The 15,256-nt window shown below is 70.3% G+C and carries 11 protein-coding genes; 2 read left to right on the plus strand and 9 right to left on the minus strand.

Annotation, left to right across the window (positions count from 1 at the left end):
* Positions 1 to 29 precede the first annotated feature (29 nt).
* Positions 30 to 1,625 carry an MDR family MFS transporter gene (locus tag ACFRQN_RS08535; RefSeq protein ID WP_380739253.1) on the minus strand — a complete coding sequence of 532 codons (1,596 nt, stop codon included), beginning with the start codon at positions 1,623 to 1,625 and terminating at the stop codon, positions 30 to 32.
* Positions 1,626 to 1,847: 222 nt separating this feature from the next.
* On the opposite strand from ACFRQN_RS08535, the gene ACFRQN_RS08540 reads away from it, so the two are divergent.
* Positions 1,848 to 2,480: a TetR/AcrR family transcriptional regulator gene (locus tag ACFRQN_RS08540; RefSeq protein ID WP_053112112.1), complete on the plus strand. Its 633-nt coding sequence runs from the start codon at positions 1,848 to 1,850 to the stop codon at positions 2,478 to 2,480.
* A gap of 37 nt (positions 2,481 to 2,517) precedes the next feature.
* Here the strand turns inward: ACFRQN_RS08540 and ACFRQN_RS08545 are convergent, their stop codons facing one another.
* Positions 2,518 to 3,450: a M23 family metallopeptidase gene (locus ACFRQN_RS08545; RefSeq protein WP_380739255.1), complete on the minus strand. Its 933-nt coding sequence runs from the start codon at positions 3,448 to 3,450 to the stop codon at positions 2,518 to 2,520.
* Between the two features lie 354 nt (positions 3,451 to 3,804).
* Here ACFRQN_RS08545 and ACFRQN_RS08550 point away from each other — a divergent pair, with 354 nt between their 5' ends.
* Positions 3,805 to 5,049 (plus strand): threonine aldolase family protein, encoded by a 1,245-nt coding sequence (locus ACFRQN_RS08550; RefSeq protein ID WP_380739257.1) that lies wholly within the window; start codon positions 3,805 to 3,807, stop codon positions 5,047 to 5,049.
* 100 nt (positions 5,050 to 5,149) lie between these two features.
* On the opposite strand, the gene ACFRQN_RS08555 is transcribed toward ACFRQN_RS08550, so the two are convergent.
* From ACFRQN_RS08555 to ACFRQN_RS08585, 7 genes are all read right to left on the minus strand, one after another.
* Entirely contained in the window at positions 5,150 to 7,498 is a 2,349-nt protein-coding gene (locus ACFRQN_RS08555; protein ID WP_380739294.1) for an immune inhibitor A domain-containing protein, read from the minus strand.
* A 344-nt stretch (positions 7,499 to 7,842) separates the two neighbouring features.
* Positions 7,843 to 10,362: an ATP-dependent Clp protease ATP-binding subunit gene (locus ACFRQN_RS08560; RefSeq protein WP_049652522.1), complete on the minus strand. Its 2,520-nt coding sequence runs from the start codon at positions 10,360 to 10,362 to the stop codon at positions 7,843 to 7,845.
* Between the two features lie 689 nt (positions 10,363 to 11,051).
* The gene (locus ACFRQN_RS08565; protein WP_049652521.1) at positions 11,052 to 11,405 is read right to left on the minus strand and encodes an Lsr2 family protein; all 354 of its coding nucleotides are present in this window, start codon (positions 11,403 to 11,405) and stop codon (positions 11,052 to 11,054) included.
* 91 nt (positions 11,406 to 11,496) lie between these two features.
* Positions 11,497 to 12,033, minus strand: coding sequence for an amino-acid N-acetyltransferase (locus ACFRQN_RS08570; RefSeq protein WP_049652520.1), 537 nt, complete (start codon positions 12,031 to 12,033; stop codon positions 11,497 to 11,499).
* 10 nt (positions 12,034 to 12,043) lie between these two features.
* Complete coding sequence (locus ACFRQN_RS08575; RefSeq protein ID WP_074001706.1) at positions 12,044 to 12,481, minus strand: BlaI/MecI/CopY family transcriptional regulator; 438 nt, start codon at positions 12,479 to 12,481, stop codon at positions 12,044 to 12,046.
* Between the two features lie 243 nt (positions 12,482 to 12,724).
* Positions 12,725 to 14,281 carry a bifunctional lysylphosphatidylglycerol synthetase/lysine--tRNA ligase LysX gene (lysX, locus tag ACFRQN_RS08580; RefSeq protein WP_082345799.1) on the minus strand — a complete coding sequence of 519 codons (1,557 nt, stop codon included), beginning with the start codon at positions 14,279 to 14,281 and terminating at the stop codon, positions 12,725 to 12,727.
* Between the two features lie 95 nt (positions 14,282 to 14,376).
* Entirely contained in the window at positions 14,377 to 15,117 is a 741-nt protein-coding gene (locus ACFRQN_RS08585; protein WP_380739260.1) for a hypothetical protein, read from the minus strand.
* Between the last annotated feature and the right edge of the window lie 139 nt (positions 15,118 to 15,256).

The raw sequence follows: 15,256 nt of genomic DNA on the forward strand, positions 1-15,256 counted from the left end.
CCCGGGGGCGCCTTCGTGCGCGGGGACCGTCAGACGGCCGCCGCCTCCAGCGAGGACTCGGCCGGAGCCTCGCCCTTGCCGGTGCCGCGCAGCGGCACCTCGCGGAGGAACACCGCCGCGGCGATCGCGATCACGGCCACCCCGGCGCCCCACAGGAAGACGGTGTGCATGCCGTTGGACACCGCGTGGTTGTAGGCGTCCTGGACGTAGTCCGGCAGCTTGTGGAGCTCCTCCAGGCTGCTCTGCTGCGGGTCCTTCATGCCGCCCGGGGGCATCGGCTTCCCGGCCAGCATCTCCGACATGGTGTCGGTCACCCGGTTGTTGAACAGCGCGCCGAACAGCGCGACGCCGAAGGAGCCGCCGATGGTGCGGAACAGCGTGGCGGTGGAGCTGGCCACGCCCATGTCCTTGAGCTCGACGCTGTTCTGCGCGACCAGCATGGTGATCTGCATCAGGAAGCCCATGCCGGCGCCGAGCACGACCATCCAGCAGGCCGAGGTGAACCTGGTGGTCCCGATGCCCATGGTGGAGAGCAGGATCAGGCCGACGGTCATCACGATGGTGCCGATGATCGGGTAGATCCGGTACTTGCCGGTCTTGGTGACGGCCTGGCCGACCACCAGCGAGACGATCAGCATGCCGAACATCATCGGCATCAGCAGCAGGCCGGAGTTGGTCGCCGAGGCGCCCTGGACCGTCTGCTGGTAGAGCGGCAGGAAGACGGTCGAGCCGAACATCACGAAGCCGACGATGAAGCCGATGATCGAGACCAGGGTGAAGTTCAGGTTCCGGAACAGGCTCAGCGGGAGCATCGGCTCCTCGGCCCGCTGCTCCACGTAGCAGAAGGCGATCAGCGAGGCGGCGGCGAGCGCGGTCAGGCCCAGGATCTCCTTGGAACCCCAGGCGTACTGCTGGCCGCCCCAGGTGGTGATCAGCACCAGCGAGGTGATGCCGGTGGTGAGCAGCACGACGCCCGCGTAGTCGATCTTGGCGGTGTTGCGAACCTTCGGCAGCTTCAGGGTCACGACGACCACGGCGAGCGCGATCAGGCCGAGCGGCAGGTTGATGTAGAAGGTCCAGTGCCAGCTCAGGTGGTCGGTGATGAAGCCGCCGGCCAGCGGGCCGCCGATGGTGGCGAGGGCCATCACCGCGGCGAACATGCCCTGGTACTTGCCGCGGTCGCGCGGCGGGACGAGCGCGCCCATGATCGACATGACGCCGACCATCAGACCGCCGGCGCCCAGGCCCTGCACTGCGCGGAAGCCGATCAGCTCGTTCATGTTCTGCGACAGGCCGGACAGCGCCGAACCCACCAGGAAGATCACGATCGAGGTGAGGAAGGTGCCCTTGCGGCCGTACATGTCGCCGAGCTTGCCCCAGACCGGGGTGGAGGCGGCGGTCGCCAGGGTGTACGCCGTGACCACCCAGGACAGGTGCTCGCCGCCGCCGAGGTCGTGGACGATGGTCGGCATCGCGGTGCCGACGATCAGGTTGTCGAGCATGGCCAGCAGCATGGTGACGACCAGGCCGACCATCACGAGGCGGATCTCGCGGGGCGACCGCGGCTGCTCCTCCTCGGTCGTCTTGTCCTCCGGCACCGGGCCGGCGGTCTTGGACTGTGACATGAGGTGGGGTCTCCCGGAGGGTGGTTCGGACGGAGCGTCGTGCCGTGCGGCGGCTCACTTACTTGTCGCCCGGCTAGTTTATCGACCGTCGGCACGGTAGGTTGTTTCCTAGCCGGTCGTCAAGCCAGTTTCCCGACCGGCCTTCTGGGCAGGGAGAATGGGCCCGGGGCGGACACCGCTCCGGGGTCCGCAGTAGTCACCGACGCAGTCATGAGGCAGGCCATGGGCACTCCGCACAGCCCCCGCAGCGACACCCGGGCTCGCATCATCGAGGTGTCACTGGAGCTCTTCGCCGAGCAGGGCTACGAGCAGACCTCACTGCGCGAGATCGCCGACCGCCTGGGCGTCACCAAGGCCGCGCTCTACTACCACTTCAAGACCAAGGACGACATCGTCCTGGGCATCGTCGAGCGGATGGCCGCGCCGATCGACGAGTCCATCGCGTGGGGCCGCAAGCAGGCCTGGAGCCCGGAGATGCGCGACGAGCTGATCCGCCGCTTCGCGGACGGGATGGCCGAGCGGGCCCCGCTGCTGCGCTTCTTCCACGAGAACCAGCCCGCGCTGCGCGAGTCCCCGGCCGGGCTGGCCTTCCGGGACCGCATGATCACCATGATGCAGCTGGTGCACGGGCCGGGGGCGGACTTCCACGACCGGCTGCGGGCCGCGATGGCGCTGTTCACCGTCCACTCGTCGCTGTTCCTGCTCAAGCAGGACAAGGCGGACTGCGGCCACACCCCGAACGTGTGGGGCGAGCAGCCGCCCCCCGCCGGCCTGGACGAGGCGATCGGGGCGGCCCGGGACATCGCGCTGGAGATCGGCGCCGGGATCAGCCACCCCGCCCGCACCACCGGCTGAGGGCGCCGGTCCCGCAGGGCCCGGCGCCCGGGGCGGCTCAGAAGTCCGTGACGCCGTGCCCCGCGAGGTACGCGATCGGGTTGACCACCGCGCCGTAGCGGTTGCTGGTGCGGATCTCGAAGTGCAGGTGCGGGCCGGTCGAGTTGCCGGTGCTCCCGGAGAGCCCGATCCGCTCGCCCGCGGACACCCGCTGGCCCGCCGAGACGGTGACCGAGGACATGTGGGCGTACTGCGCGAAGTGCCCGTCCGCCAGCCGCAGCACGACCTCCTTGCCGTACGCGCCGTCCCAGCCGGCCGACACCACGCTCGCGTCGCCGACCGCCAGCAGCGGCGTGCCCGGGGAGACCGCGAAGTCCACCCCGGTGTGGTACCCGGCGGCGTAGCTGCGGTTGGCCTTCCCGTACGGGTTGCTGGTCGGTGCGTTCGGCACCGGGGCCGACCACCCGGGAGTCGGCGCGGGCCCGGACTCCGGCGCGGGTCCGGCCTCCGGGGCCGGCTCGTCGGCGGGATCCGGCTCCGGCTCCGGTGCCGGCGGTTCGAACGGCAGCAGGTTGGGCGCCACCGTCACGAACTCCTGCGCCGAGTCGCCGTCGTCGGGCAGCTTGTACGGGCTGGGGCCGGCCACCTGGACCAGCCCCGCGCTCGGCACCTCCGCCCGCGGCACGGTGAAGGCCGAGCTGCCCGGCGTGGTGGGCCGTACGGTCTGCGCCGAGGCCGTGCCCGGGGTGGCCACCAGCAGCACGCCGGCGAGCAGGGTGGCGACCGCTCCGGCCGAGGCCAGCGCGTGGTCGTGCTCGGCCCGCTGACGGCTGCCGGGCAGGGTGGTGTGCCGGGGCGCCCCGAGGGCGCGCAGCGGCGCGGCCTGGGTGCGGACGGCGTGGCCGATCCGGGGCTGCCAGACGGCGGCCTGGGCCGCCGCCTGGGCGGCGAGCCGGCGCAGGGCCGGCCCCACGGGTGGGACGGTGGACATCTGCCGTACCTCACGGATCGTACGAGGGCAGCACGAAGCGCCCGTTCGGGCGCGTGCTGAGCGGGGGACCACTCAGGTGTAACGGTCACCGGGCGGAGTCCCAAACGCGGTGATGTACTACGGCGTGTAGTCATCGTGGCGCCGGAGATTCAAACCGACGGAGCAATGATCATGAGATCGGATCGCCCATGACCGCTCCGGGCCGTCCACCGCTTCCCCGGCCCCGCTACTACCGCCGGTCGTACCGTGCCGGAGGCCTGTGACCAGCACCACGCGCGGCCGGGGTTTCGCGGGCTCGAACCGCTTTCCGTTCGCACCGCTGACCGGTCCGGCCCGCTGCGGGACCATCGAGCCATGTATGGCAACAGGAGCGAAGACACCGACGCCGGTGACCGCCCGAGCCTGCCGGACCGCCGCTTCGCCGCCCTGCGCGGCTGCGAACGGCTGCTGTCCGGGGCCCGGCCGCAGAGCATCCGCGAACGCCTCGCCGACCTGGCCGGCCCGCCGCCGGGCGCCGCCCCCGACCCGGGCGCCGCCCCCGACCCGGACGGAGCCCCCGACCCGGACGCCGCCCCCGAGCCGCACGGCGCCCCCGACCTGGACGGCCGCCCGGACCAGTACGGCGACGGCGTGGTCCGCACCCTGGAGCACCGGGTCGCCGAGCTGCTCGGCACCGAGGACGCGGCCTTCTTCCCGACCGGCACGATGGCCCAGCAGATCGCCCTGCGGATCCACGCCGAGGCCGCCGGGTGCCGCACCGTGGTCACCCACCCGCTGGCCCACACCGACCGGCACGAGCGGCACGCGCTCGGCGTGCTGACCGGGCTGCGCAGCCTCTGGCCGACCGCCGAGCCGCGCCAGCCCACCGCCGAGGAGCTGCGCGCCCTGGACGAGCCCTACGCCGCGCTGAGCCTGGAGCTGCCGCTGCGCGACGCCGGGTTCGTGCTGCCCGGCTGGCCGGAGCTGGTGGAGCTGGCCGCAGTGGTGCGGGAGGAGCACGGCGCGGCGCTGCACCTGGACGGCGCCCGGATCTGGGAGTCCGCGGTCGCCCTCGGCCGGCCGCTGCCGGAGCTCGCCGGCCTGGCCGACTCGGTCTACGTCTCCTTCTACAAGACGCTCGGCGGGATCAGCGGCGCCGCGCTGGCAGGCCCGGGCGGCTTCGTCCGCACCGCCCGGGCCTGGCGGCACCGCTACGGCGGCCAGCTCTACCAGCAGTGGCCGTTCGCGCTCGCCGCGCTGGCCGGGCTGGAGCGCGAACTGCCGCGGCTGGCCGGGTACGTGGCGCACGCCCGGACGGTCGCCGGGGCGCTGGCCCGGGCGTGTGCGGCCGTCCCCGGCGCCCGGGTGCATCCGGCCCCGCCGCACACCCACCAGTTCCAGCTCTGGCTGCCGTACCCGGTCGGGGAGTTGGAGGAGGCCGGGCTGGGGCTGGCCGAGGACACCGGGATCGGGCTGTTCGGCGCCTGGCGCGCGGGCGGGCCGCCGGGGCTGTCGGTGACCGAGGTCACGGTCGCCGCGCCCGCCCTCGACTGGACCGCCGCCGACGTCGCGGTGGCGGCCGCCGCCTTCCTGGACCGGCTGCCGGACGTCCGGGCCTGACAAAGCGTCCGGCCCGCCCCCGCGCGCTGCGGGGACGGGCCGGACGTGGAGTTGTCAGAGCTGCCTGGTCACAGGCCGATCGCTACCCGGGGGGTGACGATCAGTAGTTGTCGACCGGGCGGACCCGGATCCAGGTCTCCAGGTAGTTCGAGGACTCGTTCTCGACCTCGATGCTGGTCCCGGTCTTCGGGACGTTGACACCGCTGTACGGGTTGTCCTTGTTCCACCACGACTTCAGGTCGTTGAACTCGTCGACGCCCTTGGCCTTCGGGATGACGGTCTCGACGCCGGCCTTGTGCAGGGTCAGACCGGAGGTGCGGCGCGAGCCGAAGGTGGAGTCGTAGCCCTGCATGCGCGGACGCATCAGGGTGCCGTCGGTCCACTTCAGCGGAGCCGGGTGCGAGTCGACCGGCAGGATCAGGCCCTGGCCCGGGTGGGCGCTGACGTTGTTGTCGGTCTGCGACTCGTCCCAGTACCAGATCAGCAGGCCGGGCTGGTACGAGTAGTGCTCGACCCAGTTCGGCTTGTCGGCGAAGCCGAAGTTGTACGGGCCGGTCTTCAGGGTCTGGTCGAAGGACACGTACTGCCGGTTCTCCGCGATGTAGTACTGCGCGTAGTCCTTGGTGTACGAGCCGCCGAAGCGGGAGAACCCGTCGGCCACCCAGCCGTTGTCACCGTTCTCGACGTCGTCGCTGAACACGGTGGCGCCGTCGGCGACGACCGCGATGTTGTCCAGCGTCAGGCCGCGGAAGTGCAGGCCGCCGTCGGTGGTGTTGTGGTAGCGGAACTTGACCTTCTGGCCCGCGTAGGCGTCCAGGTTGAAGGACAGGTCGCCCCAGGCGGCCACCTGGCCGCTGATGGCCGGACGGCCGTTCTCGCGCGGCAGCGCGGTCCCGTTCCAGGTGCCGTCGACGACGGTCCAGGTCTTGCCGCCGTCGGTGGAGACCTCGCCGAACGCGTAGTCGAAGTCCTGCTCCAGCTCGTACCAGGCCTTGGCGTTGATGCTGGCCTTGGTCTTGCCGGTCAGGTCGATGTCACGGGTGAGCGTGACGTTCAGGTTGTCGGCGCTGCCGCTCCACCACTCACCGGTGCCGCCGAACGGCTTGTTGATCTCGGTGGTGATGCTCTTCTTCGGCAGGTCGACGATCAGACCCTGCGGCAGGTTGCTGTTGTACTCCGCCGGGCCGATGTGGTGGGTCGACTCGGTGCCCGCCTTGGCGTGGTCGGCCTTCAGCCAGCCCAGCTTGTACTTGCTCCAGGCGTCGAGGTCGTTCGGCATGTCGCCGATGCTGTCCTTGCCCTCGCCGAGCCAGGAACCGGAGGACATCAGCGACCAGAAGCCGACCGAGTTGTCGATGCCCTTGCCGGCGGTGTCGTAGAGGTCCGGCAGACCGAGGTCGTGGCCGTACTCGTGGGCGAAGACGCCGAGGCCGCCGTTCTCCGGCTGCATCGTGTAGTCGCCGATCCACAGGCCGCTGTTGCCGACCTGGACGCCGCCGAGCTTGTTGCCCTCGGGACCGGCCGTGCCCTGCAGGTTGCCGTAGACGTACGAGCGGTGCGCCCACAGGGCCTTGCTGCCCTGCTTGCCGCCACCGGCCGACTTGTCCTCGCCGGCGTGCACGATCTGGAAGTGGTCGATGTACCCGTCGGGCTGGTTGAAGTTCCCGTCGTGGTGCGAACCGTAGCGGTCCCACTGGTCGTACTGGGCCAGCGTGGCCTTGATCTGGGCCTCGGTCTGGCCCTTGGCCTGCTGGTCCTTGTACCAGATGTCCACGGCGTCGCGGATCAGGTCCTGGGCGCTGGCGCAGACGTTGGAGCCGCAGTAGTCGGAGCCGTACCGGGCCTCGTTCCACGGCACCCGGACCCAGTCCGAGACCACGCCGTCGACCGAGTAGCGGCCCGAGGACTGCTTCTCGTAGTAGGTCTTCAGCGAGGGCTTGTCCTTGGCGAAGTACAGGTCCTGGTAGTGCTGCTGGTTGTAGTCGGCCTGCCACTCGGTCGAGTTGTTGGTGGCCGGGTCCGGCTTCTCGATCTCGTTGTGCTTGGGGCCGGCCTCGCCGCCGTACTTGACCTTGCCGTCCGGCGTCTTGGTGGTGTTGTCCACCTGGTCACCGAAGTCGACCAGGATGGTGAAGATCTTGTCCGTGCGCTCGCGAGCGAGCTCGACGTACTTGTCCTTGCCGAGCTTCACGCTGGTGCTGCCGTTGTGCTGCTCGACCTCGGCGGTGCCGTTGAGGAGCTTCTCGGTGGCGGCCTTCTGCTCCGCCTCCACCTTCGCGGTCAGCGGACCCGGAAGGTTGTGCTCGGTGTTCTGGACGGCGTCGGCCGGGTCCCGCGGGACCGGGGCCGAGCCGGCGGCGACGGCGGAGGCCGGGAACAGGCCCGTGCCGAGCGCGACTATGACCGCTGCGGCCGTGGCAGCCGCAGCGGTTCTCCTGGTGTTCTTCAACGTTGTGACGTCCTCCCCGACCAGGGCCCAGCTCTTGGCCAAAGCCCGGCAAACCAAAATGAAAGACAGGTGGACGTCATTTGATCCAAGCGTGCACGGAAAAGATAGACCTTGACCATGACATGGTCACGGCGCTATCCTCCGCGACTTCCCATCATCTGACCGCCTGTCAACCGTATGTTCGTGAAAGGTCGGTGAGAAACCGAGCGCACCCGCACCAGCCAGCGCGGGGGCCAGCCGACCCGGCCCGCACCGGCGCGGGGGGCGGCGGGAGCGAACGCACCGAGCCCCCGGCGTCAACGCCGGGGGCTCGGTGGCTGTGAAGTTGTCTGTTAAAAGTTGGGTTACTTCGTCAGGTCCGGACCGGACGAGGCGACCGCGGCCGGGGTGTCCGCGACGGCCGACTTCTCCTCGCCGCGGAAGGTGAACTTGGCTTCCTTGCCCTCGCCCTCGACGTCGACGACGACGATGTGGCCGGCCCGCAGCTCGCCGAAGAGGATCTTCTCGGAGAGGTGGTCCTCGATCTCGCGCTGGATGGTGCGGCGCAGCGGACGGGCACCCAGGATCGGGTCGTAGCCGCGCTTGGCCAGCAGCTTCTTGGCCTCGACGCTGAGCTCCAGGCCCATGTCCTTGTCCTTGAGCCGCTCGTCCACCTTGTCGATCATGAGGTCGACGATCTGGATGATGTCTTCCTCGGACAGCTGGTGGAACACCACGATGTCGTCGACACGGTTCAGGAACTCGGGGCGGAAGTGCTGCTTGAGCTCCTCGCCGACCTTCGCCTTCATCCGCTCGTACCCGGTCTGGGTGTCACCCGCAGCCGCGAAGCCGAGGTTGAAGCCCTTCGAGATGTCCCGGGTGCCGAGGTTGGTCGTCATGATGATGACGGTGTTCTTGAAGTCGACCACGCGGCCCTGGGAGTCGGTCAGGCGACCGTCCTCCAGGATCTGCAGCAGCGAGTTGAAGATGTCCGGGTGGGCCTTCTCGACCTCGTCGAAGAGGACGACCGAGAACGGCTTGCGGCGGACCTTCTCGGTCAGCTGGCCGCCCTCCTCGTAGCCCACGTAGCCGGGCGGGGAGCCGAACAGCCGGGAGACGGTGTGCTTCTCGGAGAACTCGGACATGTCGAGCGCGATCAGCGCGTCCTCGTCGCCGAACAGGAACTCCGCCAGCGTCTTGGACAGCTCCGTCTTACCGACACCGGACGGGCCGGCGAAGATGAACGAACCGCCGGGGCGCTTCGGGTCCTTGAGGCCCGCACGGGTGCGCCGGATGGCCTGGGAGAGCGCCTTGATGGCGTCCTTCTGGCCGATGACGCGCTTGTGCAGCTCGTCCTCCATGCGCAGCAGGCGGGACGTCTCCTCCTCGGTCAGCTTGAAGACCGGGATGCCGGTGGCGGTGGCCAGGACCTCGGCGATGAGCTCCTCGTTGACCTCCGCGACGACGTCCATGTCGCCGGCCTTCCACTCCTTCTCGCGCTTGGCCTTGGCCTGCAGGAGCTGCTTCTCGTCGTCGCGCAGGGACGCGGCCTTCTCGAAGTCCTGCGCGTCGATCGCGCTCTCCTTCTCGCGGCGCACGTCGGCGATCTTCTCGTCGAACTCGCGCAGGTCCGGCGGCGCGGTCATCCGGCGGATGCGCATTCGGGAGCCGGCCTCGTCGATCAGGTCGATCGCCTTGTCCGGCAGGAAGCGGTCCGAGATGTACCGGTCGGCCAGGGTGGCGGCGGCGACCAGGGCGGAGTCCGTGATGGAGACCCGGTGGTGGGCCTCGTAGCGGTCGCGCAGACCCTTGAGGATCTCGATGGTGTGGGGCAGCGAGGGCTCGGCGACCTGGATCGGCTGGAAGCGGCGCTCCAGCGCGGCGTCCTTCTCCAGGTGCTTGCGGTACTCGTCCAGGGTGGTGGCACCGATGGTCTGCAGCTCGCCACGGGCCAGCATCGGCTTGAGGATGCTGGCGGCGTCGATGGCGCCCTCGGCGGCGCCCGCGCCGACCAGGGTGTGCAGCTCGTCGATGAACAGGATGATGTCGCCGCGGGTGCGGATCTCCTTGAGCACCTTCTTCAGGCGCTCCTCGAAGTCACCGCGGTAGCGCGAGCCGGCCACCAGGGCGCCCAGGTCCAGCGTGTAGAGCTGCTTGTCCTTGAGCGTCTCCGGGACCTCGCCCTTGACGATCGCCTGGGCCAGGCCCTCGACCACGGCGGTCTTGCCGACGCCGGGCTCACCGATCAGCACCGGGTTGTTCTTGGTGCGGCGGGACAGCACCTGCATGACCCGCTCGATCTCCTTCTCGCGCCCGATGACCGGGTCGAGCTTGGCCTCGCGGGCGGCCTGGGTGAGGTTGCGGCCGAACTGGTCCAGGACCAGCGAGGTCGACGGGGTTCCCTCGGCGGGCCCGCCGGCCGTGGCCGACTCCTTGCCGCCGCCGGTCTGGTAGCCGGAGAGCAGCTGGATGACCTGCTGGCGCACCCGGTTGAGGTCGGCGCCCAGCTTCACCAGGACCTGGGCGGCGACGCCCTCGCCCTCGCGGATCAGGCCGAGCAGGATGTGCTCGGTGCCGATGTAGTTGTGGCCGAGCTGAAGGGCCTCGCGGAGCGAGAGCTCCAGGACCTTCTTCGCCCGGGGGGTGAAGGGAATGTGACCGGACGGGGCCTGCTGGCCCTGGCCGATGATCTCCTCGACCTGCTGGCGAACGGCCTCAAGAGAAATCCCGAGGCTCTCCAGGGCCTTGGCGGCGACGCCCTCGCCCTCGTGGATCAGACCCAGGAGGATGTGCTCGGTGCCGATGTAGTTGTGGTTGAGCATCCGGGCTTCTTCCTGAGCCAGGACGACAACCCGCCGCGCGCGGTCGGTGAACCTCTCGAACATCGTTTATCGCTCCTCAGAGCGGTCGGGCAGTTCGGGGTCCGTCCCCGCCCTGTCCTTCCGCATGCTAGTCCCGCTCAGCGGCGCGGCCCACGGATTCACTCCCCGGTAGAGGAGCGAGATGCTGCGCGACCAGCCGACACCAATCCCAACCTGGTGTTGGGAAACGGTGTTCCCACAGGTGGGCCGGATGCACCGGATTCCGCTACGCCATCGGCGAACACGTGCCGCCGACGCCGCCGCCGGAACCCCTCCGGCCGGTCGCACATACTGCCCCTGGACGGGCCGAAGAACCCGTCCACCTGCATTCATACCCGGTATCGGGGCGGTTCTCGCGCAGTTTCCGCGGTGGCGGTGTTCGCCTGGCGAGAAGTCGGGCCGCGGTGACGGCGGTTCGACGGCGGACGGGGTGCCGGGCACGTCGCCCCGGTGCCGTCCGCGTTGCCGCTTCGCCCCTACAGCGTCGCACGGCCCGTGATTGTTCCGCCGCCCGAGCCGGTGCCCGAGCCGCTACCCGAGCCGGTGCCCGAGCCGCTGCCCGGGACGGCCCCCGGGGCCGGCCGCGGCGGGCTCCTCCGGGTACGCGCCGCGGGGCGCGGAGGATACTCCTCCGCGCCCCGTGCGTGTGATGGTGGCGGCCGTCCCCGGCCGCCGGGCCCCGCACCCGCTCCGGCGGGCCCGCGGCGCCGGGATCAGGACGCGTTGGCCTTCTCGTAGGCCTCGCGGACGTTGCTCGGAACGCGGCCGCGGTCGTTGACCTCCAGGCCCTGCTCCTTGGCCCACGCGCGGATCTTGGCGGTGTCCGGGGCGCCGCCGCCGGCCGGACGCGCCGCGGTGCCGCGGCCCGGACGACGGGCACCGGCGAGCCGGCCGCTCTGCTTGCGGCCCTTCTCCACGTACGGCGCCAGCAGGCCGCGGAGCTTGTCCGCGTTGGCGCTCTTCAGGTCGATCTCGTAGGCAACGCCGTCGAGGGCGAACGTCACCGTCTCGTCCGCCGAACCGCCGTCGAGATCGTCTTCAAGAATGACCTGCACCCTCTGTGCCACGGGCTTCCCTTTCCGCTAAACGACCCATTGCCTAAGGAAAGGAAAGCGCCTTTCTCCGGAAAACACAAACCCTTGACCCGGTTGGAGCGGCTCAGAGGTGCAGCAGCATGCGCGAGTTGCCCAGTGTGTTGGGCTTCACCCGCTCCAGGTCGAGGAACTCGGCGACGCCTTCATCGTACGAGCGGAGGAGTTCTTCATAGACATCCGTAGCGATCGCCGCCGGGTCTGTCGTACCATCATCGGTTTCCTGGACCTCGCCGATCTCGACGAAACCGTGTTTCGCGAAGAACGCGACCTCGAACGTCAAGCAGAAAATCCGACGGACGCCCAGCCAGCGCGCGGTCTGCACCAGCTTCTCCAGCAGCAGGTGCCCGATCCCGGTGCCCCGGGCGACCGGATCCACCGCGAGCGTGCGGACCTCGGCGAGGTCCTCCCACATCACGTGCAGTGCGCCGCAGGCCACCACCACGCCGTTGTCGTCCCGTTCCGCGACCCAGAACTCCTGGACGGATTCGAACAGTGTGACTGTGGGCTTGTCCAGCAGAATGCCGTCGCGTGAGTAGGTGTCGATGAGCCTGCGCACTGCCCGCACGTCCGTGGTCCGCGCCCGGCGGATGGTGACCTCCATGGTCGGGACGTTATCGCGCCGCTCCCGGTTCCGTCCCACCGGTATCCGGTCCGCCGTCCGCGGAATCCGCGCCGGCCGGATCGGGCGGGAACAGAGCGGCCACCCGCAAGGCGTCCCGGAGCGCTTCGCGTTGCTCGGGCGACATCAGGCCGAAGAAGTGCACCAGGGCCGCCGCCGGATTGTCACCGGTGGCCCAGGCGTCGTTCATCAGGGCCGCCGTGTACGCCTCACGCGAGGAGACCGGTTCATAACGATAGGCCCGGCCGACCCGCTCGCGGCGCAGCCAGCCCTTTCTGTGGAGCTTGTCCAGGACGGTCATCACCGTGGTGTACGCGATTTCGCGTTCCGACCGCAGATCCAGGAGAACCTCGCGAACCGTGACCGGTCGGTTCCACTGCCACACCCGGGTCATGATGGCGTTCTCAAGTTCGCCGAGTTGCCGGACCATAGTGCGGCCAGGATAGGGAGTGAATGGGGCAAATCTTGTGAAGTGCGCCAAACCGGCGCGCCGCCACCCCCGGGAATCGGGATTGGCGGCGCGCCGGTCGTTCGGGGCGGCTGACGGGGTCAGTCGAGGTCTTCCTTGGCCCGCTGGGCCCCGCCCTGGCTGCGGACGATGGCCCGCACCAGGAATCCGAAGCCGATCGCCATGACCAGCGGCGGCACGATCGCGCTGACGTAGTCCATCAGGTCACTCCTCCTCGGTCTTCTCCGCCGTCGCGGCGGAAGCCTTCGGCTCCGGCTTCACCAGCGGGAAGAGCACCGTCTCCCGGATGTTCTTGCCGGTCAGCAGCATGATCAGGCGGTCCACGCCGAGGCCGAGGCCACCGGTCGGGGGCATCGCGTACTCCAGGGCGCGCAGGAAGTCCTCGTCCACCTGCATCGCCTCGACGTCGCCGCCGGCCGCCAGCAGCGACTGGGCGGTGAGGCGGGCGCGCTGCTCGACCGGGTCGACCAGCTCGGAGTAGGCGGTGCCGATCTCGGTCCCGAAGATCACCAGGTCCCACTTCTCGGCCACGCCGGGCCGCGAGCGGTGCTGGCGGGTCAGCGGGGAGACCTCGGTCGGGTAGTCCTTGATGAAGGTCGGCCGGACGGCGTTCTCCTCCAGCAGGCGCTCGACCATCTCCAGCACGATCTGACCGTGGCCCCAGTCCTTCTCGAACGGGATGCCGTGCTCGGTGGCCAGCTTGCGCAGCTCCTCGACGCCGGTCTCCGGGGTGACCTCGACGCCCAGGCGGGCCGAGATGCCCGGGTAGACGCCGATCTCCTCCCACGGCTCGGCCAGGTCGATCTCGTGCTCGACGCCGTGCGCGTCCACGCCCCTGATCACCGTGGTGCCCAGCGCGTCCCGGGCCGCGTTGACGATCGTCTCGCGGATCAGCTCGGCCTGGGTGTCGTAGTCGCCGTACGCCTCGTACGACTCCAGCGAGGTGAACTCCGGGTTGTGGGTGGAGTCCGCGCCCTCGTTGCGGAAGTTGCGGTTGATCTCGAAGACCTTCTCGGCGCCGCCGACCACCAGCCGCTTGAGGTACAGCTCGGGGGCGATGCGCATGTAGAGGTCGATGTCGTACGCGTTGATGTGCGTCTTGAACGGACGCGCGTTGGCGCCGCCGTGCACCGGCTGGAGCATCGGGGTCTCGACCTCGATGTAGCCGCGGTCCTCGTAGGTGCGGCGGATCGAGCGGACGACCTTGCTGCGCAGGTGCAGGATCTCGCGGGCCTCGGGGTTGACGATGAGGTCCACGTAGCGCTGGCGGACCCGGGCCTCCGGGTCGGTCAGGCCCTTGTGCTTGTCCGGCAGCGGACGCAGGCACTTGGCGGTGAGCTCCCAGCGGTCCACCATCACGGACAGCTCGCCGCGCTTGGAGGTGATCACCTCGCCCTCGACGCCGACCTGGTCGCCGAGGTCGATGTCGGCCTTCCAGGCCGCCAGCCGCTCCGGGCCCAGCTTGTCGAGGGAGAACATCACCTGGAGGTCGCCGGTGCCGTCGCGCAGGGTGGCGAAGCAGAGCTTGCCGCCGGTGCGGGAGAGGATCACGCGGCCGGTGACGCCGGCCCGCTCGCCGGTCGCGGTGTCCGGCTCCAGGTCGGGGTGCTTGGCACGCAGGTCCGCGATGGTGGTGGTGCGGGGGAAACCGACCGGGTACGGGTCGACACCGGCCGCCCGGAGCCGGTCGAGCTTCTCGCGCCGGACGCGCATCTGCTCGGGAAGGTCGTCGGTCGCGGGAACAAGGCTCTGATCGCTCACCCCACAAGGGTAGCCAGCCACACACGGTGCTCCGCGCCGGGATTGCCGCGGGGGAGGCCGCGACGGCGGCCTCCCCCGGATCGGACGCGGACGGCTCAGCCGGTGCCGGTGGCGAGTTCGACGTCCTCGGGGGTGTCGTCGGTGGGCGGGGCGGGGTGGGCGGGGGGCTTGGGGCGGCGGCCGAACAGCTCGGCGGGGGTGGGCATCCGGTGCGGACGGGGCGGGGTCTTCGCGGCGGCGGGCTGCTCCGGGCGGGAGTCGGTGCTGCTCATGGGGGTCCGTCCTCCTACAGGGGTGGGGTGACTGTGCGGCGGTGCGGCGGGACTCGGTACGGCCACCAGGTGGCGGGGCGGTCCGCTGTGGAGGGCGAGCCGCTCGCGGACGGCGGCCTCGGCCAGCGCGTGGCAGCGCCCGGCCAGCCGGGAGCGGCGGGCCCGCTCGCCCTGGCCGCAGGGCTGGCGGCTCAGTCCGCGCAGTGCGGTGAGGTCCTCCGGCCCGGGCAGGTACCCGTCGGACACCGCCTCCTCCAGCCGTTCCAGGTAGCCGGGGGCGCTGCCGGGCAGGGCGGAGCGGTAGCGTCCGAGGTCGGCGAGCAGGAAGGCGCGCAGCCGGCCGCCCTCCTGGACGGCCTCGTCGATCGCCTCGGTGAGGCGCAGGGCGTCCTGGACGTCCTCCGCCCAGAGTTCGGCGCCAGGCCCGGCGAGGGCGGGCCGGACGGGCCCCTGGAGGTGGACGGGCACGGCGGGGTGGAGGGCTTGGGCGAGGGCGCGGCGCAGCACGCGGACTTCGTCGGCGCTGAAGGCCATGCCGCCGCGCGATCCGTGTGGCGTAGGCATGGGCTGACACTACGTGACGAATATCCGATTTGTCGGTAACGTCGCGCCGAACCACCCACGGTCGGCCCGGCGAAGAAGCCTTTCGCCGCCACCTGTAACGCCACCCGGGGCGCACCTGGTCATCCAGGTGTCAGGGGAG

Origin of the sequence: Kitasatospora sp. NPDC056800 (genome assembly GCF_042789775.1) — a bacterium.
In the GTDB taxonomy this organism is placed as follows: Bacteria; Actinomycetota; Actinomycetes; order Streptomycetales; family Streptomycetaceae; genus Kitasatospora.

Coding starts and splice junctions, on each gene's coding strand:
- ACFRQN_RS08535 (WP_380739253.1), bottom strand. CDS start 1,625: ATGTCACAGTCCAAGACCGCCGGCCCGGTGCCGGAGGACAAGACGACC.
- ACFRQN_RS08540 (WP_053112112.1), top strand. CDS start 1,848: ATGGGCACTCCGCACAGCCCCCGCAGCGACACCCGGGCTCGCATCATC.
- ACFRQN_RS08545 (WP_380739255.1), bottom strand. CDS start 3,450: ATGTCCACCGTCCCACCCGTGGGGCCGGCCCTGCGCCGGCTCGCCGCC.
- ACFRQN_RS08550 (WP_380739257.1), top strand. CDS start 3,805: ATGTATGGCAACAGGAGCGAAGACACCGACGCCGGTGACCGCCCGAGC.
- ACFRQN_RS08560 (WP_049652522.1), bottom strand. CDS start 10,362: ATGTTCGAGAGGTTCACCGACCGCGCGCGGCGGGTTGTCGTCCTGGCT.
- ACFRQN_RS08570 (WP_049652520.1), bottom strand. CDS start 12,033: ATGGAGGTCACCATCCGCCGGGCGCGGACCACGGACGTGCGGGCAGTG.
- ACFRQN_RS08575 (WP_074001706.1), bottom strand. CDS start 12,481: ATGGTCCGGCAACTCGGCGAACTTGAGAACGCCATCATGACCCGGGTG.
- ACFRQN_RS08585 (WP_380739260.1), bottom strand. CDS start 15,117: ATGCCTACGCCACACGGATCGCGCGGCGGCATGGCCTTCAGCGCCGAC.